Genomic DNA, 19,428 nt, shown 5'->3' with positions numbered 1-19,428 from the left:
CGGCAGATCCATGTTTCACAACCAGCGTGGGCCGATGCCACCAACGTCGATCGTCGGTATTCCGGCATGTTGTTCCAATTGACATTCTCTCGGTCGCGATATAATTTACCGTTCAGTTAATTAACTTTTTGGCTTACTGCGATGTCACAAGACACTCTCAGCGCGACGTTTTCTGCCTTGGCCGACCCAACTCGACGCGCGATTTTGGCGCGCCTTTCGAAGGGGGAAACGTCTGTGACGGAACTTGCTCAACCATTCAAAATGTCACTTCCCGGCATTTCGAAGCATCTGAAGGTGTTGGAACGCGCGGGCCTCATTTCACGGGGACGCGATGCGCAGTGGCGACCGTGCCAATTGCAGGCGGGACCACTCAAAGACGCAGCCGCATGGATTGGCAACTACCAGAAGTTCTGGGAAGAGCGTCTGGATCGGCTGGATGACTATCTGAAAGACCTTCAGCAAAAGGATCAGAAAGTTGGTAGAAAGAAAGCAACTTGACGACCGATCCGATGAATGCGAGTTCCGAATCTCGCGCGTCATCGCCGCCCCGCGACAGATGGTCTTCGAGGCCTGGACGAATCCCGCGCATCTGGTGCGCTGGTGGGGACCGCGTGGTTTTGTAAATCCGGTCTGTGAAATGGATGTGCGGCCTGGCGGCGAGCATCGAATTGTCATGCGCGCACCGGATGGCGTTGATTATCCCATCAAGGGTGTGTTTCTCCAAGTTGTTGAGCTGGAGCGACTGGTGATGACGCTCGATCTTTCCGAGCATCCATCCGAATGGCACGACTTAATAAGGCCGAATCGGAAACCAGGCGATGACAACCCGGTGGGGCAGCTCGTGCAGTCGGTGACATTTGAGGATGTGGATGGCAAAACGCATCTGACGATTCAGACGCGATTCCAGTCTGCAGCCATTCGAGATGCGATGCTGAAAATGGGCATGCAGCAAGGATGGTCGGAAAGTCTGGATCGTCTCGAGGGGGAAATCGTGCGGATGACCAATCCCGCATTCGAGCGCACCGCGCGAGAATCCGCCGCGACGGTCAGTGGTCGTTCCTTGCTTGTCAGGGTTCGCCGTCGTTTTTCGGCAAGCGCGGAGACTGTCTTCGATGCCTGGCTGAACCCGGCGGGTGTCGGAAGTTGGCTCTTTGCCACCCCCGGCGGTGTGATGGTCCTGATTGAAATGGATGCACGGATTGGTGGCGAATTCACCGTTGTGGAAAAACGCGGAGATGTGTTGGCCGAGCACTTTGGGCGGTATCTCGTAATCAATCGTCCGAATCAGTTGGCCTTTACTTTCACGACCGACAAATCCGAGAAGCCTTCGCGAGTCTCGATCGTGATCGAGCCGAGGGCCGATGGTTGTGAACTGACCTTGACCCACGAAATCGAGGCGAAGTGGTTGGACTATGTTGACCGAGTCGATTCAGGCTGGTCACGGATGTTGGATGAGCTTTCGAATCAACTCAAGACACAAGTCTGACGCGGGTGTCGTAAGTCTCGTACAAAGCCCCGTCAAAGCATTGGAATTTCGTTGCAACGAATCGCCCCTGTCGTACTTTATCCTCGCCGTTCATCTCGAAGTCTCCTCGTCCGTCACTCTTGTTCAAGCGTTGTCTGCTCAAAGGAGATTCTGTGACACTTCCCTTGGTGATCGTGAGTGTTCTGAGTCTCATGGCGGTCGTGTTGGCGGTCATCATCGCGACGCGCCCTGACACCTATCGAGTCGAACGAACCGAACAGGTTCACGCTCCGTGCGATGTCGTTTTTCGCATCATCAATGACCTCAAGCAATGGCGACGCTGGTCGCCGTACGACAAGCGTGATCCCGAGATGAAAGTGAAATGGAGTGGAGCGGATCAGGGACCCGGAGCCATTTACGACTGGAACGGGAACAAGGATGTTGGCGAAGGTCGTCTGACGATTGTCGACAGCAAACCGAACGAGTACGTCGCGATGAAGCTCGAGATCTCGCGGCCGTTCAAATGCGAAAATGATGTTAAGTTTGCGCTCGTTCCGAACAGTGACGGAACGCGAGTTAGTTGGATTTTGGATGGAAAAAACAATCTGATTTCAAAGGCTTTCAGCCTGATTGTGAGCATGGATAAGATGGTCGGAAAAGATTTTGAAGAGGGTCTCTCAAAACTCAATTCCATTGCTCAGTCCGATGTCGAGGGACTGAAGTAATTTCTGATCGCGTCACCGATACTGATCGTATTTTTTTTGATTTCTGGAAGGACGTCTGATGTCGTCAATGGAAACGCCCCCGCGCCCCTCAATGGCTTTGGTCTGGGTAGGCCGAGTCGTCAGTACGCTTCCGGTGCTGATGTTGATCATGAGTGCGAGCATGAAGTTCTTGAAACCCCCGCCCCTGATCGAAGGGCTGGCGAAGTTTGGGTATCCCGAAAGTTTGGCATTCGGACTGGGGGTCACCGAAAGTTTATGCACGTTGCTCTACGTCATTCCGCAGACATCGGTTCTCGGGGCGATCCTATTGACGGGGTATCTTGGTGGTGCGACGGCCACGCATGTGCGAATCGGTGATCCGTTTCTTGCTCCTGTGATTTTGGGTGTGATGGTCTGGGCCGGGCTCTGGTTGAGGTCCCCCCGATTGCGATCACTGATTCCAATTCTTCGCCGCGATCCACGCTAGGAGAATGTCAAACGGAGATCTCGAGGTTGCCGGAGTTGTGGGGCTTTGCCGAAACTCCGGGGCGTCTAGCGCTTCGCCTATCCAACCCCAGATATCAGATCCGCATTTTGGGGCATGACAAAGCGCGAATGGCCAGCCAATTCGTCCTGACGAGCATCGAGCGTCAGCGAGTTGGCGTGCTCGGACGGCATTCACGAATCTGTTCACATGCGTTCAATTGATCGTCCACTACCGTTTGCGAGGAGTGAGGAATGAGCTCGGTACGAGTGCTGGTTGGTACGCGCAAGGGAGCGTTCATTCTGTCCTCAGACGGAAAACGCGAGAAATGGGAGGTGAACGGCCCATTCTTTGGGGGATGGGAAGTCTACCACCTCAAAGGATCTCCCGTTGATCCCAATCGGATCTACGCGTCGCAGTCAAGCAGTTGGCACGGGCAAGTGATCCAGCGCTCGAGCGACGGTGGAGTCACGTGGGAGGCGGTGGGCAACAAGTTCGCCTATCACGGTGATACGGGAACTCATCAGTGGTATGACGGCACACCCCATCCGTGGGAATTCAAACGTGTATGGCATCTCGAACCGTCCCTGGTGGATCCGGACACAGTCTATGCCGGAGTCGAAGACGCGGCCCTCTTCCGCACGACGGATGGCGGGCAGAATTGGCATGAACTGTCTGGCCTGCGAGGGCACGGTTCTGGCTCACGCTGGCAACCAGGGGCAGGGGGGATGTGTCTGCACACGATCTTACTTGATCCGAAAAATCACAACCGAATCTTTATCGCAATCTCGGCCGCCGGAGCATTCCGTTCCGACGACGCCGGCGCGACCTGGAAGCCAATCAATCGTGGATTGCGGTCACAGTATATTCCCGATCCCGTCGCCGAGGTGGGGCACTGTGTTCACCGAATCGCCATGCATCCGTCGCGGCCCGATACTTTATTCATGCAGAAACATTGGGACGTGATGCGCAGCGACAACGGCGGCGATCAGTGGCAGGAAGTCAGTGGCAATCTACCGACCGACTTTGGTTTCGTCATTGACGTTCACGCGCATGAACCCGAAACGATTTATGTCATTCCAATCAAAAGCGATGCCGAGCACTATCCGCCAGACGGTCGACTTCGCGTTTACCGCAGTCGCACGGGTGGAAACGATTGGGAGCCGTTGACGAACGGTTTGCCCCAAAGCCACTGCTACGTCAACGTTTTGCGGGACGGAATGGCCGTTGATTCACTCGACTCTTGCGGGATCTATTTTGGAACGACGGGTGGACAGGTCTATGCATCGCCCGATGCCGGCGAAACCTGGTCCGCGATCGTCCGTGATCTGCCGCCCGTAGTCTCTGTTGAGGTTCAGACGCTGCCATGATTCGCGTCATTCTCCCGTCGCACTTAAGAACGCTGGCGAGCGTTGGTGGTGAAGTCCAGTTGGATCTTGCCGGGCCGGTGACGTCGTGCTCGATTCTCGACGCGTTGGAAGCGCGCTTTCCAATGCTCCGCGGAACGATTCGTGATCAAGTCACTCGGCAGCGGCGGCCGTTCCTCAGGTTCTTCGCCTGCAACGAAGATGTTTCGTTTGTCCCGCCGGACGGACCGTTGCCGGACGCCGTTGCGACGGGACGCGAACCCTTCTTTATTGTCGGCGCCATTGCAGGCGGATAACCGCCTTTTGAAATCAGGGCGACACTCCCCTTGGAATTCGAGATGTTCTTGTCGTGCAAATCGTTGCGGTGCCAGCCGTGATGGACGTGCACCTCACTAAGGCGGGTCATACCCGCCTGGATGAAATGGATGACAACGCAGGATTCGTAGCGTTCCCTTCCATGTTCCCACAATCGCGCCGTACTTTTTGACGGCGAGAATAAAGTACTGGCTGCATGACGGTTCGTACCGACAGTTCTTGCCGAGCAATGGGCTAATCAGCCATTGATAGAGTCGGACTGCGCCGATCAAAATCAGGCTGGGCAGCGAAATCAACTGACGGATCATGACGGCGTGGCCTTACCGGCGTTCTCATCAAATCGCTTCGTCAATCTCCGCACGATTTTGACGAGCGATTCCCGGTAAGAATCCAATGTGGCCCGGTCTTTTGCCAGGGGAATCGCAATCAGGTCAAGACCCGCGGGCAATTCGTGCTGTGACAGGCGAAATGCCTCCCGCAGGAGTCGCTTCAGGCGATTTCGGACCACGGCACCGCCATGCTTCTTGGAGACGCTTAAGCCAATCCGCGTTGTCGGCGTTGAATTACTGGCTGCGAACACCAGCAGCACGCCGTCTGCCGCTTTGCATTTCAGGTCGTAAACATGTTTGAATTCGGCAGAGGATCGCAGATGTTGCGATTTGGAAAACCCAAAAGGCTTCATTGGGACCGATCCGTTTCTGACGACGAACCAAGGGGCGGTTGCCGCTCGTCGGGGCTGTCCTTCGCGACGACCTGCTTGGGTGGCTTTAAGAACCAGAAATCATTCCCCGCTGTGGTTTGTGCCGGGCCGGGATCGCGCGCCAGCCGACGCAGTCGTCTTGCCCAGACGATTGTCGCAGCAATCGCAGCGACGCCCGTGATCGCGATTCCACAAAGTGCCGCCAGCCCCGCCAGCGCCTTCTTTCTGCGCTCCGCAGTCCTCGCGGGATCGGGTGTCGATTCCTCGAGGACTGGTACTGATGGCTCGATCGCAACGTTCGCTTCACGATGTTCTTGGATCGTGATCGTTGGATGATCTGGCGAGTGTGTAGCGTCATCCTGAGCGCACGCGGCGCCGGTGCAGAACACCGACATGGCGACAATCAGCAAGCAGTTCCTCATCGAATCACCACAGGCCATCGCGGACGGACGTTTCGTGTTCTGCAAGTTGCTTGTACAGGTCTTTGGCATGTTCTGGCAGGTGTTTTGGCAGCACGATCTTGATCACCACGAATTGATCGCCCGGCTGTTTTGTTTGCGGATCGATCGCGCCCTTCCCCCGCAAACGCAGCTTCACACCGCTCGATGTGCCTGCGGGCACCTTCATGATCACATGACCTTCGCTGAGCGTTGGAACTTCGACTTTCGTGCCGAGAACGGCTTCGGATGGAGAAATGGGAACGTCGACGAGCAGATTGGCGCCCTCGCGACGGAAATACGCATGCGGCTCGATCTCGATTCTCAGCAGCAAGTCCCCGCTTAGACCGTCACGTTGACCGGGATGACCTTGTCCCGCCAGACGAATGACCTGTCCTTCACTGACACCGGCGGGGATCTTGATTCCCAACGTCTCGCCTTGGCCACCACGATCGACCCGAACATCGACCGAGCCACCGGTGACTGCCGTTTCGAAGGGGACGCGAACGGTTGCTCGAATATCTTCGCCGCGAACGCCGGGCCGCTTGCCACGGCGTGAACCGGCGGAACTCGGACCACCTCGCATGGCTGCGCCGAAGAAGTCGCCCAGATCGATGCCTCCATTGCCGAACAGATCGCCCAGATCGATGGGCCCGCTGCCGCCTTCAAATCCGCCGAATCCACCACCAGGCGGAGGTCCGCCACGTCCCATCTGTTCGAAGCCAGGGCCAAACTGGTCGTATTTCTTCCGTTTGTCCGCGTCGTTCAGAACGTCGTACGCTTCCTGAATCGCCTTAAAACGTTCTGCGGCTCCGGCGTCGTTGGGCTTGGCGTCTGGATGGTTGACGCGCGCGAGTTTCCGGTAGGCCTTTCGAATTTCGTCCGCGGACGCACCTTTGGAGACGCCGAGTGTTTTGTAGTAATCGTCTGCCATATTGGGATTTAAAGTGGAATTAGGAATGGAGTGGAATCAGCTCGAATTCTAGGACGGTGTACTCCAATGAACAAGGAGGGACGCACTCGTTTCCGACCTGGGTGGACCCGTCAGGATCTGTTTCCTTGGCGATTCTTACATGGGGCGCCTTTTCGGGGCGAAATGGCACCGACGATCGACTCCGACATGGACCGGGAATCGTGCGTCGACCCGTACGTTGGCGCCCAGCAGGCCATCCCGCGCCTTTTTGTGGAACTCCTCCGCGATTCGGGACGACATTTTCTGTGCAGTTGCAATAATGGACCCGTCTGATGCAACGGCGGCTCGTGGCCGTGGCCACTGTCGACTGTAAAAGGGACCTATTACCTCACCAGATCAATCGAACGTCCGTACGAGGATCTTCGAACGACGTTCTGTATCGATTCGACTTGAGACTTAATTTCCAAAGGGATTTGCTTCGTGAACTCGTCACAATCGATCAGTCCGGCTGCCGCTCAACCACAGCCGATTTCCGTGCGCAGCCTTCGAGAACGATGGAAATGGGGCGCCGGTATTCTGACGGTCGCGCTGATTGCGCAAAGCGTCTTGTGGACGATGTGGTGGGAGGACCCGACGCATTTTAAAATGTCGATTCTGTTCGTCTGGCCTGCCGCACTATTTGCGCTCATGATCTGGTGGGTCTTCTTTTCCGGGTGGTCGTGGCGTGTTCGTCTGGGAAGTGTGGCGACAGGCGTATTGAGTGTCGTTGCGTTCTTTTCGATCTATCGGCTGGAATGGGACGGCGACATGGTCCCGCGTCGATTTGTGTTGCGATCCAAGCCAACGGGTCAGGATATCGCGCGTGAGTTTTTGGAACGTCAGCAGAAACAGCTTGCTGACAAAGCGGACGCTGTCGACCCGGCTGCTGTTGCCAATCAGCCTCCCTTGATTGCCGAAGCGGGCGATTGGACAGGATTTCGCGGACCCCGCCGCGACGGCGTCGTTTTGAATGGTTCGTTGCGACGCGATTGGAACCAGTCTCCGCCCCGCGAAGTCTGGCGTCATCCGGTCGGCCGAGCCTGGTCATCGTTTGCCGTCGTCGGCAACTACGCGTTCACGCAAGAGCAACGTGACCAGTCGGAATGCGTGGTGGCGTATGCGGCCGATACGGGCAAGCAGATCTGGGTACATGAGGACCAGACGATTCTGTCGATCGTGGATGCCAATGGAGGGCCCGGTCCCCACGCCACGCCTCAGTTTGACGACGGGAAAATCTATTCCCTGGGAGGGACTGGGATTCTCAATTGTCTGGACGCCGTCAGCGGGACGCGTCTCTGGGGAACGAATATTCTGGGCGATAAGGGAGATGGAAAGGCGGGGGCGAAGCCTCCTGAATGGGGCGTTTCACTGTCGCCGCTCATTTATGAAAACCTGGTGATTGTCATTCCTGGCGGCACAGCGGTCGAAGCGGACGCGTCGTTCAACAAAGGTGTCACGGCGTATGACAAGGCGTCGGGAAACGTGGTCTGGTCCGTTGGTACGCGCCCTGCAAGTTATGGCAGCCCGCGGATCGAGACGATGAGTGACACTGCGCAATTGCTGATTCCCAATGGCAACGGCCTATCCGGGCACTCGCTTGAAGACGGGAAGGAGCTTTGGTTCTTCCCGCTGGAAAATGCGCCAAAAGTGAATTCATCAATGCCGTGGCGCGTCGATGGCGAATCGCTTGTGTTCGGTACCGGTTATGGTGTCGGCACCGTTCGGCTTAAGATTACACAGTCGTATGGCGAATGGAGTGCGACGCAACGCTGGGCGTCAAACCGCTTCCGACCAAAATTCAATGACTTCGTTGTCCGAGACAAATTTGCGTACGGTCTGGACGATGGTACATTGACCTGCCTCGACGTCGATAGCGGCGCGATCAAGTGGAAGGCGGGTCGCTACGGGTATGGACAACTGTTACTCGTCGATGATGTCTTGCTGATCATTAGTGAAGATGGCGAACTGTTGATTGTTCCGGCTGAGCCCAAGAAATCCGAGCGCTTGGCCACGTTCAAGCTCTTTGACAGCGGTTTTTGTTGGAACCACCTGGCGCTTCGTGGCGGTCGATTGTTTGCACGCAATGCGAATGAAGCCGCTTGCCTTGACGTTGGTATCGAAAAGACTCCGTAGCAGCCGTTGAATTTACGAGGCTGACTTAGAAGACTCGCAATTGTGCAAATCGCGAGTCGCATCAATCGCGGCCAAGCAGGATCAATTCGCGGCCATGCATGAAGTTTCGTCGTCGGCTGAGTTCACTGACGTTACTGTGTAGCTCTTCGCGAAGTTCGTTCAGGTCAGTCGCCTTGGTGATGACGAAGCCGTTGTTGCGTCCGGCAAGGAAGTCGGCGACTTCTCGGGCCGAGCCCAGCGTCGGGATTGGTTTTCCGGCATAGAACACCACGCTGGGCTCATAGTAGCGGAACGTCGCGATCTCGATCTCTTCGGATTTCGCTCGCTGCTTTGCATCCGCGATGAACAGTGATGAATCCTGATAAGGACGCATTCGAGGGGCCGCGACTCCCACCACGATGAATGCGAGCAGCAGCGCCGTCGCAACGAGCGTTCTGAGAGCCGTTTTTCGCTGTTCCTGCTCCACCAGCTTGATGGTCACAATGGCACCAATTACGGGAATCAGTCCAACCACACCCAGCCATTGTTCGCCTGGAAAGTACAGATAGGCCGCGACGTAGATTCCCAAGGTCATGACGGCGCCCACGATCCACATCGCGCGGCAGCAAAGCAGAAACGAGTAGATCCACATATCCACTTTGTCGAACTGCCAGTCGTTCAAGTACCGAGCCAAGACCAGTGCAACGGCGGGATACATCGGCAGAAGGTCGTTGGATTCATGCGTGCTGATGACCGTATAGAAAGCGAACCAGATTCCCATCCAGCAAGTGAGCAGCAGATCGCTGTCAAACGCATGAGCGCGTTCTTCAAGACGCAAACGCAATCGGTAAAACGCGACCGGCAGGAAGACGGACCAGGGAAAACAGCCGACGTGAAGCGAGACCAATTGGTACAGCAAGTACAGGGGAATCCCCGTCTGACCGTCACTGGATCTGACCGATCCGTCGAATTCGCGATGAAGGAAATAATGTTGGGGCCAGGCTCCGTTCGTGGCAAAGGTGACGGCCAGATACCACGGCAGAGCGACAATGGCACATATTCCAAGCCCCTGAACCAGATGGATTCCAAGTATCGATTCTTTGATGGACCGGAGACGAAAGATTTGAACGACGGTCAAGGGCCACCGACGCCACCACGGTCCCGTTGGGGCGACGATCACTTCCTGCTCAAGATCAATGTTCCATTGCGAGATCAACAAAAACGCCAGCAGAATTGCGACGGGCAGCACGAGACCGACAGGGCCGATCGACAATGTCGCGAGCCCCATCGCCAGAAACATCGGCACGGTGATGGGCCACCATCTGAAGGTCAGTTCCTGCACACGGGTCCGGCGATGGATCGGTTGTGTCCGGGTTTCCGAATCGCCTTCTAAGCCTGTGGAAACGGGCGGCGGAAGTTGCAGGACGCCGCTGAAGTGCCCCTCGCGCTGTCGTGCGACAAGCCACACATAACTGGTAAATGCAAACGTCACCAGAAACAGCGAGATCGAGTCCGGGGTCGCGGACCGACCGTTGATCGTGAACAGCAGGCAGGTCGAGAGAATCAAGCCCGCCAGGAATCCGACGTTCAAAGAGTAAAGTTTGCGCCCCAGATGATACGTCATGAGAACGGACGCAATCGAAAACACGGACGACGTGATCCGTGCTGACCATTCCGAGACTCCCCACAGGCGAAATGCGGCCAGTAGAAGCCAATCGATCAGAATCGGTGCATCGGTTTGAAGCTGGTTGTTGAATGTCGGCACGATCCACGTGCCCTGACGAAGCATCTCGGCGGCACTGCCCGCCGTGATCGGTTCGACATTGTTGAACAAGGCATAGCTGCCCAGGAATGAAAAGAACAGAAGTCCCGCGGCCAGAACCAGCCACGCTTGTTGCTTCAACAAGATTTTCATGCGCGACACCCTTTCCGTCATGGATTGTGTGAGCCAATTGCGCGGGAATGCCACGCGCGGACTTTAGGGGATCGGACTATTCGAGACAACTACACGGAATTGCTTCGAGACAGGATTGCACGCGGATTGGCGAAGCGGCGGACGGGACACTAAACGGATCGCGTCACGGTCTGGGGGCTGAGCGACAGGGAACGAATCTGTCGAACAGTCTTCCTGGCGTCGTCACCGACAACGGTGTTTCTGATTCGGATGCGGCCGTTCGACGGAAACGATTCTATCGGCTGTTCCGATTGACCAGGGTCGCGGATTCTGTTAAGCCGTTTGGTCGGAGGCGGCATGATGTCGCCATCGGCTGATCTGGATTCTGGTGAGAAGTCATGTTTGTCGAACAATATCAACTGCTGATTGCCGACGATGACGACGCGTTTCGCGGGGCGTTGTGCGAGATATTCGAGCCCTTTTTTCGTCTCATCGAAGCGCAGTCGGGCGAAGAGGCATTGGAACTGGCCAGTCGTGAAGACGTGCATCTGGCGCTCTTCGATATGCACATGCATCGTCTGACTGGCTTGGAAGCACTTCGTCAGTTGAAAGAGATTCACATTGTTGCGCCGTGCATTCTGATTACCGCAGACTATACGTCCGAATTGTGTGACGATGCCGCCGAAGCCCATGTGTTTACGGTACTGAAAAAGCCCGTGACCAAGCATGACTTGGTCCGGACCGTTGCCACGGCGGTCGACGCAGTTTATCACGATCGCGAATTGAGTGGTCGATTGCTGAGTACCTGATCGATTGAGTCGCCCGTTCGTCGATCAGCGCACGTTGATTAGCGCCTGATCAACGTACGGATGTGAAACTCGCCCGGTCGTGCACACCATGACGCCATCGACTAAGAAAGTGTCAAGCCGTCAGCACCGGCAAATGGCAAGGCGAAGGATTTCTGATCGAGGGAAGGTGGCATCTGTCGAGAGGTCTCAGTAGGATCAGCGTCATGGCGTACGTGGGACGAACAACAACTCGATCGAACCGCGATTGCTGACCACTTCTGAACAGCCTGCTGAAATCACCGGGGCTGGCTTCGTACCGATTCAAAAACGTCAAGACATCGTGAACGCCAAGGTGCCTGTCCCCCTTATTTCAACGGACGTTTAGGTGTGACCATGCCCTCCGGGACACCGCTCCAATCAGGCGTTCGGCCTGGATCGCCGGAACTGCCGCAAGAGTTCGCTCATCCTCCCCTGATCGAAGTCTGGCTGGGGGTTGAGTTCGACGAGCCGGCCAACTTTGAGAACGTTGAGGCGATGGAGTGGCGTCGTCGTCTTGGGCCCGAATGGCCCCCAGTCTGGCGAACGATCGGTCCGGCCGAGCGACACGCCCCAGCGCTCACGCATGTTGAAAAGCAATTGCAGAATGTGATGGGTGACCGCGCGATCCGGTTTTGCCCGCACGGATTTTCCTATGGTTGGCTTGGCTACGATGGCAGCATCTATCCGCGCTACGAAACGATTCGCGACGGCTTTGTCGCCACACTGGATGCCGTCTGTGACGTGATGCCAGGGATCGGTTCCCCGAAGCGAACCGCGGTCAGCTATCTCAATCGAATTCCCCAGGGGACGGTTTGGATGACGGCCCGCGATTGGACGTTCTTCCGACTGTGGCAACCGAGTCCGCTGCAAAAGCTGGGGATCGCTGATCACGACATTTCTGGCTGCTGGCAGTACCCGCTTGAAAGCAACCGCGGGACATTGCGAGTCGAGTTCTCGCACGAATCGGCTCCAATGACGCCGCTGGAGATTGAGTCGCTCTGGTTGCGGATTACATCGGCCAGTGAAATCTCGGACGAGGACGGGTCGCTGTTCGATGGACTGGACCACGGCCGCGAAATGGTCGTTCGATCGTTCAACGAACTCGTCACGTCCGAGGCCAAAGAGTACTGGGGCGTCTTGCCACGAAAGTGAATTGCCGACGCGATGACGATTTCTCGTTGGTCGGTTCTGACGCCCTTAGCTGTTGCGAAGACCCAAACCGCACGCGGCGCGAACGCGTTGCAAGACTTCGCGCCCCTTCGCCCGTGCCTTCTTGGCCCCCGCTTGCAGAATCTCTTCAACGAGTTCCGGCTTTGAAACGAGCTCTTCGCGTTTGGCGCGTGCTGGTCCAAAGTAGGCCATGGCCGCCTCGAACAACGCTTGCTTGGCTTCGCCATACCCCATGCCGCCCGCTCGATACCGCTCGGCAAGTGCCGCCTGTTGCACGGGGGATGCAAACAGTTGGTACAGCGCGTAGATCGAGCACGTCTCTGGGTTCTTTGGGGCTTCAACCGGCAGCGAGTCGGTCTTGATCGACATGATCTTTTTACGAAGCGGTTTTTCCGCTTCAAAGATCTCGATCGTGTTCCCGTAGCTCTTGGACATTTTCTCGCCGTCGGTCCCGGGGACTTTTGCCCCCACTTGCAGCACGCGGGCGGTCGGCAGGTGCAGATGCTCGCCGTCGAAAATGCTGTTGAATCGCTGTGCGATATCGCGTGTGACTTCCAGATGTTGAATCTGATCTGCGCCGACCGGAACGACATCGCTGTCATACAGCAGAATATCCGCCGCCATCAGGACGGGGTAAGTGAACAGTCCGGCATCGGCCGCAATCCCCTTCGCGGCCTTGTCCTTGTAAGACGTGCACTTTTCAAGCAGACTGAACTGCGTGACCGTCATCAATAGCCACATCAGCTCCGTGACTTCAGGAACGTCGGATTGGCGAAAGAGCGACGCCTGATTCGGATCGAGCCCAAGCGCGAGCAGATCGATCGCGGCGTCCACGTTGTTTTGGGCGAGTTGCTTCGCGTCGCGGACAGTCGTCAGCGCATGCAAATCGGCGATGAAGTAGAACGATTGTTCATTTCCCTGCAACGCGATGTACTGTTGGATTGCTCCAAAGTAGTTTCCCCAGTGGAACCGAGCCGTAGGTTGGATGCCGGAAAGCACACGCATGAGACACCATTTACTGAAAACTGAACCGACGAATGACCACCTCGATCGCACGATATCGACAAGTCATTGATGCGATCAGGATCGTTGCGGGAATCGAAAATCTGGCGAAAACGAAGTCTGATTGCACATGCGGCACTGCCGTGTCGCTGGGCCGTTGTGTAGGTCGCAAAGAATAGCAATGCAGTCCAAACGGTGCTACGGAGCCCATCGTCCGGCGCGCCGGCGTCAACGGGGCATCCATGTATTCGGATCTGCGAACTGTTTCTTGTGGACACTCGGGGGAAATGCCAGGTTCATCGCAAAAATCGGTGGCGAATCTGCGACGATCGTCTGTCCATTCGTGACGGACAGGTTTTCCTTGGCACGGGGCAACGATAGAATGGGCACGCGGTGACGAATCCGTTGCCGTGTCTCAAATTCTGTTCTTGCTTGAGTCTCAAGTGGGCACTATGTCCGAATCATTGCGGGGACAATTCTTGATCGCAGCCAAACGGCTGCGCGATGGAAATTTCTATAAGGCCGTCGTTTTATTGCTCGAGCATAGCGACCAGGGGGCCATGGGGTTGGTCATCAACCGACCTTCCTCGATTCGTGTCTCGCATGCGCTCGCGGGGCATTTCAATCTTCCGGACACCGATGACGTGGTATTTGGGGGTGGCCCGGTCGAGCCTTCCGCACTCGTGATCCTGCATGACGATGCGAACTTCGAAGACGAAGGTCCGTCTGTTGTCCCCGGCCTGTTCGTCGGCGGCAGTCCCAGTGCCTTTGAAAGCGTCATCCGCGAGGCGGCCGACAGTGATCACCTGAAGCATAGCTTCCGCGTTCTGTCGGGCTATGCGGGGTGGGGCGCCGGTCAATTGGAATCCGAAATTGATCGGGGTGACTGGCTCCTGCATCCTGCTGATCGCGAACTGGTTTTTCACCAAGATCCGTATGCCATCTACGAAGTGGCACTACAGAAGTTCTACGAAGCGAACCATTTTCTGCCGCACCGCATCAAGGATCCTTCGACCAATTGAGTCCTCGATCATTGAGGACGTTAGTCGGCATCGCACTCTGCGACCTCCGATGAACGAAATTGCGTATTTGCCTATCGAAGGCGGTAGACGCTCGTCTGCTCAATTTGAACCCTGCGGAAGGAATCATCCAGACCCACCGCATTCTCAGAGCCGCCCAAAAGCAGCGAGCCGTCCGGTCGCAAGACACGCCTGACTTTTGCCAAGATCTCCTTTTTGACGTCAAGTTCAAAGTAGATCAGGACATTTCGCAGGAAAATGATGTCCATCGGCCCTTGAACCGTCCAGGGCTCGATCAGATTCATCTGCTGAAAGTCGATCAGACTGCGAATGTCATCGTTGGCCTGCCAGTTCATTCCTTGTCGGGTGAAGTACTTCAGCATGAATGGCGCCGGTAATCCCCGGTTGATTTCGTGCTGATTGAAGCGTCCCTCGCGAGCACGTTCCAGAACTTGGGCGGACAGATCTGTCGCAAGGATCTTGACCACCCAGCCGTGCAGTTGAGGAAAATATTCACGAATCAACATTGCCAAGCTGTAGGGCTCTTGCCCGGTCGAACAGGCCATGCACCAGATCTTGATCGTTCGTGACGTCCCGCGTGCCGTGATCAGTTCAGGCAAGACAACGCGGCGTATCGCGTCGAACGGGTTGATGTCCCGAAAGAATGAGGTTTCGTGCGTCGTCATGGCTTCAATGACGCGCTGATGAAGGCCGTTGACGATGGTGGTCTGCATCTTGTGCACCAACTCGCCAACGCTCGCAAAGCCTTCTTTGCGCGCGAGTGGTTGCAGCCGCGATTCAACGAGATATCGCTTTTCATCGTCGAGTGAAATTGCCGAACGTTTCAGCAAGAACGTACGGATGTATTCGAAATCTTTGACCTCAAGCGGCACAGTGGTCTCACTTTCTTCGTGTCTCTTGTCGTCGTTGGTCGATGGTCCTCCAACTTTGGAATTCGTGACAGTGTGGCCGTCCATGAGCCAATCGACCGCGTGAGGTCCTACCGCGTCGGTCGTTCATCGTGAAGAATTCCTGGACATTCGACGGTCGCATGATGGGGAAATGAATTTGTTCGAGTCTACCCGCTGCTCCTCGCGTGGGGTCGCTCGATTTTTCGTAACGGGTTGTTGAATCAAAAAGTGACTGACTCTGTCTATATAAAAAATGACATCATGAATACGTGGGTACCTGTCCCCGTTGTTTCAGCAGGCCGTGAAGTCCGTTGAGCCAGGCCCGGCGGAACTTCGAACGGCAGAATCAAGCGTCATGGAAGCGGGGTTTCGGCGTTCGGGCAGTCGATTTCGTGCAGCGGTCAGGGATGCTGTCGGTAAGGTGACGGGAAGTCTCCAGATGACGACAAGACCAGTCGCTGCCAGGGGAAGTAAGAGCATCAGTAGCGGCAAGGAAAACTGTCCGAGCATCGCGCCGACGGCAACGGTCGTAGTGACGACAAGGACGGCCAGGGTCTTGGTTCTTGGATGCACGGCGCGATGCGTCTCCCAGTGCCGAAGCATTGGGCCCCAGACGGGTAACCCCAGCAGCCAGGTTCGCCATTGAGGGCTTGATCGGTAGAAGCAGGCACTCGCCAGGATCAAAAAGGGGGTTGTTGGCAGGATCGGAAGCACGACGCCCGCGGCAGCGAGCCCCACGAAGAATAGTCCACAAACCTGGTAGAAGATTCGAGTCAGCAGTGTCCCATGAGGGAAACTTGAGCCCGCTGGCAGCACTGTATTCCTTGCAATGAACTCCCGCCGTCTGACATCCGCACCGTTGAGTCGTTTGATTTCCAGCATCAAGCATCTCCTCTGTGGATGGCTCGAACGAGTATCTACCGATCTGAAGATGTTGGCGGCAGATGAACGACAAAACGGGGCAGGGATGCCATGGACACTTCTGTGGTACGGTTCCGAATTCTGAGGCAGTGATGTGGCCTATTTGGCGCTCTTCGTCGAATCGGCTGCATGACGTCCCGTCGTGGCGTCGTCCGTATTGAATTCGCTGACAATCTGCTGCAGTGCGGCGGCCATCCGGGCGAGCTCTACTGCGGCACGCTGACTGTTGCGAGCACCTTCGGTCGTATTCTGTGCGGTTTGCGCCACAGACGTAATGTTGTGTGCGATCTCAGACGTTCCGCGAGACGATTCCGTGACGTTGCGGCTGATCTCGTTGACGGTCGCTGTCTGTTCTTCGACGGCACTGGCGATCGAGTTCGAAATGTCGTTGATCTGATTGATCACCGACGTGATCTGGGCAATCGCCTCGACTGCGCCATTGCTATCGGACTGGATGGCGTCAATTTTCTGACTGATGTCTTCCGTCGCCTTCGCGGTTTCTTTGGCGAGTTCTTTCACTTCGTTGGCGACGACGGCGAAACCCTTGCCGGCTTCACCGGCACGTGCGGCTTCGATCGTCGCATTCAGGGCGAGCAGATTCGTTTGCTGCGCAATCGAGGTGATGACCTTGATGACTTTTCCAATTTGCATACTCGATTCGCCCAGCTTCGAAATCGTGGCATTGGTGTTTTCGACCACCGCCACCGCTGATGTTGCAACGCGAGCCGCTTCGGTCGCGTTCTTGGCGATTTCCTTGATACTGGCGCTCATTTCTTCAATACCCATCGCGACCGTCTGCGTATTCTTGCTCACCTCTTCTGCGGCGGCAGACACGACAACCGCTTGGGCCGAGGTTTCTTCGGCGTTGCCATTCATTTGCGAACTGACCGCCGAAAGTTCTTCTGATGCGGCGGCGACAGACGTCGAGTTGTCGGCCACTCGTTTCAGAATCGAGTGCATGTTGGCCGTCATCTCTTTCTCGCGACGCTCTTGTTCGAGCTTCTCGGTGACGAAGGTCCATGTGACCATTGCCCCCAGGTACGTGTTTTTGGAGTCGCGTACCGGGCTGATTTTCAGATCGAGAATCTCATTCCCGACGGTGATTTGGGCTTCACGGGGCAGCTTCTTGGGATCACTCAGGATGCCACGCTGATAGGCGGGATTCTTGTGGACAACGTCCACACTTTGGCCAATCAACTTGTCAGCGGGAACTGGCAGGAACTGCTGCAGCTTTCTCAATGCTTGAAGCGCCGCGTCGTTCATGTATTGGATGATCAAGTCGGTATCGGCAAACACGGCTGCCGGCATTTGATCCATCATGCCGTTGGAACGGGTCATGATGGCTTCGGAGCGAAGTTTTTCCGTGACAAGCGACCACGTCACCATGGCCCCAAGGTAGTTGCGATTCTCGTCGTGAATCGGGCTGACGAGTAGATCCAGCTTTTCCGGTCCCACATCGATGATTGCTTGACGCGGTAAGTTCCGGGCGTCCGCCAGCAAGTTCCGTTGATAGCTCGGCTTGGCATGGAAGATATCGATGTTCTGGCCGATCATCTTCTCGACCGGCATCGGTAGATGCTTCTCAAGCTTTTTCAGTGTATTTACGGAGGCGGGATTCAAATACTGAATCTTCAAGTCGCGATCCGCGAACATGATGTTGATGGGAGAGTTCTCGGCCATCCCCGCAAATCGTGTGTTGATGATCCGCTGTTGGACTGAGTCCGTAATATCCGTCGCGAATTTGACAACCTTGACAGGCTTGCCATTCAGATCACAGATGGGATTGTACGTGGCCTGAATCCAAATTTCCTTGCCGCCCTTTCCAAACCGTTTGAACTCGCCGGATTGGAACTTTCCGTCGTTCAGATCGCGCCAGAACTGTTTGTATTCCGCGCTGTTGCCGTAGGCCTGATCGAGGAAAAGACTGTGATGTTTCCCTTTGATCTCGTCGAATTGATAGCCCAACGCCTTCAGAAAGTTTTCGTTCGCCGTGAGGATCGTTCCATCGAGATTGAACTCGATCACGGCTTGAGCCTTACTGATGGCCGCGATCTGCCCTTGAAAGTTGGCATTCATCAATTTCGATGCCGTGACATCCGATGCGAATTTGACAACCTTGAACGGTTTCCCCTTGGCGTCACAGATGGGATTGTAGGTGGCCTGAATCCAGACCTCCTTGCCACCTTTGCCAAAGCGTTTGAACTCGCCATGCTGGAATTTTCCATCATTCAGTTCACGCCAGAATTGTTTGTATTCAGCACTGTTGCCATAGACCGGCTCGACAAACAGACTGTGGTGCTTGCCGATAATCTCGTCCAGTGAGTATCCCAGCGCGCTCAGGAAGTTGGCATTTGCGGTGAGGATCGTTCCATCGAGATTGAACTCGATCACGGCTTGGGATTTGTTGATTGCTGCAACTTGTCCTGAGTAGTCCTGCAATTGCTGATCACGCAGCGCGGCGCTCAACTTTGGTTCCTTGAATGCAACCTGTCCAGTCTGGCGGCCCGCGGTCGACTTTGCACGCTGCGAAGATTGTTGAGCTGACATAAGCGATCAGGCCCTTCATTGACTGGATGTAAGATTTGCAGGGGGAGAGTGTGGTGAGAGAGGTACGAAGTGTGTACGCAATGTGGATCTTGCGGCGATGCCTTCACCATCAAGCAATCGTCAATCCGGCGGATTTCACCGTTGTACATTCGTTATCGACAACTGTGCGGTTTTGAACGATGTGGCAAATCTAAGGAAATTCGGAAGTCACCCTGGGGGTGCTCGGGGGTTTCCTGGGGCATCAACCAGGAGCGCGATAAGGGCCCGTGGTTCTACGCATCTAATCTGCCTGCCATTGATGTATGCCACGCGGTGATCATGCAGCTTCAGATTACCATAGAGGATTACCAGTTATGGCAATGCGGTCGCCCGACCCATTATGAAGGCGGCCAAAGAGCGCGCACGATGAGATTGCCGTTATGTGCAATGACGGGTGACTTATGCGCAACGTCCGCAGCACGTGGAAATGCGTGTGCATTTTTCGCCAGTCGCACAACCTGGGTTGAGGTCCCTTCTCGTCGTGCGGCGAGAGAAAAGAAAAAACGCCCGCGCCGCGACGACCCATTCAGAGTCTCGTCGCTGGCGCGAGCGTATGATTCGT

General features: G+C 55.8%; 19 protein-coding genes. 10 read left to right on the top strand and 9 right to left on the bottom strand.

Annotated elements, in window-relative coordinates; genetic code table 11:
• Window positions 1-141: 141 nt before the first annotated feature.
• The 6 genes from OSO_RS0107770 (at window position 142) to OSO_RS0107740 (ending at window position 4,316) form a co-directional block, all read left to right on the top strand.
• Window positions 142-498 carry an ArsR/SmtB family transcription factor gene (locus OSO_RS0107770; RefSeq protein ID WP_010582869.1) on the top strand — a complete coding sequence of 119 codons (357 nt, stop codon included), beginning with the start codon at window positions 142-144 and terminating at the stop codon, window positions 496-498.
• Window positions 476-1,486 (top strand): SRPBCC family protein, encoded by a 1,011-nt coding sequence (locus OSO_RS51715; protein ID WP_010582868.1) that lies wholly within the window; start codon window positions 476-478, stop codon window positions 1,484-1,486. The genes OSO_RS0107770 and OSO_RS51715 overlap by 23 nt, the downstream gene beginning before the upstream one ends.
• Window positions 1,487-1,638: 152 nt before the next feature.
• Entirely contained in the window at window positions 1,639-2,190 is a 552-nt protein-coding gene (locus OSO_RS0107760; RefSeq protein WP_010582867.1) for an SRPBCC family protein, read from the top strand.
• A gap of 58 nt (window positions 2,191-2,248) precedes the next feature.
• The gene (locus OSO_RS0107755) at window positions 2,249-2,656 is read left to right on the top strand and encodes a DoxX family protein (protein ID WP_202799925.1); all 408 of its coding nucleotides are present in this window, start codon (window positions 2,249-2,251) and stop codon (window positions 2,654-2,656) included.
• A gap of 251 nt (window positions 2,657-2,907) precedes the next feature.
• The gene (locus tag OSO_RS0107745) at window positions 2,908-4,023 is read left to right on the top strand and encodes a WD40/YVTN/BNR-like repeat-containing protein (protein WP_010582865.1); all 1,116 of its coding nucleotides are present in this window, start codon (window positions 2,908-2,910) and stop codon (window positions 4,021-4,023) included.
• The gene (locus OSO_RS0107740) at window positions 4,020-4,316 is read left to right on the top strand and encodes a MoaD/ThiS family protein (protein WP_010582864.1); all 297 of its coding nucleotides are present in this window, start codon (window positions 4,020-4,022) and stop codon (window positions 4,314-4,316) included. The genes OSO_RS0107745 and OSO_RS0107740 overlap by 4 nt, the downstream gene beginning before the upstream one ends.
• Before the next feature lie 96 nt (window positions 4,317-4,412).
• On the opposite strand, the gene yidD is transcribed toward OSO_RS0107740, so the two are convergent.
• Genes yidD through OSO_RS0107720 form a run of 4 tightly spaced genes read right to left on the bottom strand, consistent with a single transcriptional unit; the run spans window position 4,413 to window position 6,406 of the window.
• The gene (gene yidD / locus OSO_RS0107735; protein WP_010582863.1) at window positions 4,413-4,643 is read right to left on the bottom strand and encodes a membrane protein insertion efficiency factor YidD; all 231 of its coding nucleotides are present in this window, start codon (window positions 4,641-4,643) and stop codon (window positions 4,413-4,415) included.
• Window positions 4,640-5,017, bottom strand: a complete 378-nt coding sequence (rnpA, locus tag OSO_RS0107730; RefSeq protein WP_010582862.1) for a ribonuclease P protein component — start codon at window positions 5,015-5,017, stop codon at window positions 4,640-4,642. Before rnpA ends, yidD begins: the two co-directional genes overlap by 4 nt.
• Window positions 5,014-5,457, bottom strand: a complete 444-nt coding sequence (locus OSO_RS0107725; RefSeq protein WP_157605088.1) for a hypothetical protein — start codon at window positions 5,455-5,457, stop codon at window positions 5,014-5,016. Before OSO_RS0107725 ends, rnpA begins: the two co-directional genes overlap by 4 nt.
• A gap of 4 nt (window positions 5,458-5,461) precedes the next feature.
• Window positions 5,462-6,406 carry a DnaJ C-terminal domain-containing protein gene (locus tag OSO_RS0107720; protein WP_010582860.1) on the bottom strand — a complete coding sequence of 315 codons (945 nt, stop codon included), beginning with the start codon at window positions 6,404-6,406 and terminating at the stop codon, window positions 5,462-5,464.
• Between the two features lie 459 nt (window positions 6,407-6,865).
• On the opposite strand from OSO_RS0107720, the gene OSO_RS0107710 reads away from it, so the two are divergent.
• Window positions 6,866-8,557 (top strand): BamB-related PQQ repeat family beta-propellar protein, encoded by a 1,692-nt coding sequence (locus tag OSO_RS0107710; protein WP_010582858.1) that lies wholly within the window; start codon window positions 6,866-6,868, stop codon window positions 8,555-8,557.
• 61 nt (window positions 8,558-8,618) lie between these two features.
• Here OSO_RS0107710 and OSO_RS0107705 read toward each other — a convergent pair whose 3' ends face one another.
• The gene (locus OSO_RS0107705) at window positions 8,619-10,451 is read right to left on the bottom strand and encodes an ArnT family glycosyltransferase (protein ID WP_010582857.1); all 1,833 of its coding nucleotides are present in this window, start codon (window positions 10,449-10,451) and stop codon (window positions 8,619-8,621) included.
• A 377-nt stretch (window positions 10,452-10,828) separates the two neighbouring features.
• On the opposite strand from OSO_RS0107705, the gene OSO_RS0107695 reads away from it, so the two are divergent.
• Entirely contained in the window at window positions 10,829-11,239 is a 411-nt protein-coding gene (locus OSO_RS0107695) for a response regulator (RefSeq protein WP_010582855.1), read from the top strand.
• Between the two features lie 372 nt (window positions 11,240-11,611).
• Window positions 11,612-12,409 (top strand): TIGR04255 family protein, encoded by a 798-nt coding sequence (locus OSO_RS52790; protein ID WP_010582854.1) that lies wholly within the window; start codon window positions 11,612-11,614, stop codon window positions 12,407-12,409.
• Between the two features lie 45 nt (window positions 12,410-12,454).
• Here the strand turns inward: OSO_RS52790 and trpS are convergent, their stop codons facing one another.
• On the bottom strand, window positions 12,455-13,432 hold the full coding sequence (gene trpS / locus OSO_RS0107685; RefSeq protein WP_010582853.1) for a tryptophan--tRNA ligase: 978 nt from the start codon (window positions 13,430-13,432) through the stop codon (window positions 12,455-12,457).
• Between the two features lie 449 nt (window positions 13,433-13,881).
• Here trpS and OSO_RS0107670 point away from each other — a divergent pair, with 449 nt between their 5' ends.
• Window positions 13,882-14,451: a YqgE/AlgH family protein gene (locus OSO_RS0107670; RefSeq protein WP_010582852.1), complete on the top strand. Its 570-nt coding sequence runs from the start codon at window positions 13,882-13,884 to the stop codon at window positions 14,449-14,451.
• 71 nt (window positions 14,452-14,522) lie between these two features.
• On the opposite strand, the gene OSO_RS0107665 is transcribed toward OSO_RS0107670, so the two are convergent.
• The 3 genes from OSO_RS0107665 to OSO_RS49390 all read right to left on the bottom strand — a co-directional run bounded on the left by OSO_RS0107665 (window position 14,523) and on the right by OSO_RS49390 (window position 18,827).
• Window positions 14,523-15,425, bottom strand: a complete 903-nt coding sequence (locus OSO_RS0107665; protein ID WP_010582851.1) for a CheR family methyltransferase — start codon at window positions 15,423-15,425, stop codon at window positions 14,523-14,525.
• Window positions 15,426-15,650: 225 nt separating this feature from the next.
• Window positions 15,651-16,241 (bottom strand): YbaN family protein, encoded by a 591-nt coding sequence (locus OSO_RS49395; RefSeq protein ID WP_010582850.1) that lies wholly within the window; start codon window positions 16,239-16,241, stop codon window positions 15,651-15,653.
• 138 nt (window positions 16,242-16,379) lie between these two features.
• Window positions 16,380-18,827: a methyl-accepting chemotaxis protein gene (locus tag OSO_RS49390; RefSeq protein ID WP_010582849.1), complete on the bottom strand. Its 2,448-nt coding sequence runs from the start codon at window positions 18,825-18,827 to the stop codon at window positions 16,380-16,382.
• Between the last annotated feature and the right edge of the window lie 601 nt (window positions 18,828-19,428).

It is taken from the genome of Schlesneria paludicola DSM 18645, from assembly GCF_000255655.1.
Classification (GTDB): domain Bacteria; phylum Planctomycetota; class Planctomycetia; order Planctomycetales; family Planctomycetaceae; genus Schlesneria; species Schlesneria paludicola.
The sequence above is the reverse complement of the archived record's forward strand: the minus strand, read 5'-3'. Positions and strand labels throughout refer to the sequence as shown.

Coding starts and splice junctions, on each gene's coding strand:
- OSO_RS0107725 (WP_157605088.1), bottom strand. CDS start 5,457: ATGAGGAACTGCTTGCTGATTGTCGCCATGTCGGTGTTCTGCACCGGC.
- OSO_RS0107755 (WP_202799925.1), top strand. CDS start 2,249: ATGTCGTCAATGGAAACGCCCCCGCGCCCCTCAATGGCTTTGGTCTGG.
- OSO_RS0107770 (WP_010582869.1), top strand. CDS start 142: ATGTCACAAGACACTCTCAGCGCGACGTTTTCTGCCTTGGCCGACCCA.
- OSO_RS0107705 (WP_010582857.1), bottom strand. CDS start 10,451: ATGAAAATCTTGTTGAAGCAACAAGCGTGGCTGGTTCTGGCCGCGGGA.
- OSO_RS0107740 (WP_010582864.1), top strand. CDS start 4,020: ATGATTCGCGTCATTCTCCCGTCGCACTTAAGAACGCTGGCGAGCGTT.
- OSO_RS0107695 (WP_010582855.1), top strand. CDS start 10,829: ATGTTTGTCGAACAATATCAACTGCTGATTGCCGACGATGACGACGCG.
- OSO_RS0107745 (WP_010582865.1), top strand. CDS start 2,908: ATGAGCTCGGTACGAGTGCTGGTTGGTACGCGCAAGGGAGCGTTCATT.
- OSO_RS49395 (WP_010582850.1), bottom strand. CDS start 16,241: ATGCTGGAAATCAAACGACTCAACGGTGCGGATGTCAGACGGCGGGAG.
- rnpA (WP_010582862.1), bottom strand. CDS start 5,017: ATGAAGCCTTTTGGGTTTTCCAAATCGCAACATCTGCGATCCTCTGCC.
- OSO_RS52790 (WP_010582854.1), top strand. CDS start 11,612: ATGCCCTCCGGGACACCGCTCCAATCAGGCGTTCGGCCTGGATCGCCG.
- OSO_RS0107665 (WP_010582851.1), bottom strand. CDS start 15,425: ATGGACGGCCACACTGTCACGAATTCCAAAGTTGGAGGACCATCGACC.
- OSO_RS0107720 (WP_010582860.1), bottom strand. CDS start 6,406: ATGGCAGACGATTACTACAAAACACTCGGCGTCTCCAAAGGTGCGTCC.
- OSO_RS0107670 (WP_010582852.1), top strand. CDS start 13,882: ATGTCCGAATCATTGCGGGGACAATTCTTGATCGCAGCCAAACGGCTG.
- yidD (WP_010582863.1), bottom strand. CDS start 4,643: ATGATCCGTCAGTTGATTTCGCTGCCCAGCCTGATTTTGATCGGCGCA.
- OSO_RS49390 (WP_010582849.1), bottom strand. CDS start 18,827: ATGTCAGCTCAACAATCTTCGCAGCGTGCAAAGTCGACCGCGGGCCGC.
- trpS (WP_010582853.1), bottom strand. CDS start 13,432: ATGCGTGTGCTTTCCGGCATCCAACCTACGGCTCGGTTCCACTGGGGA.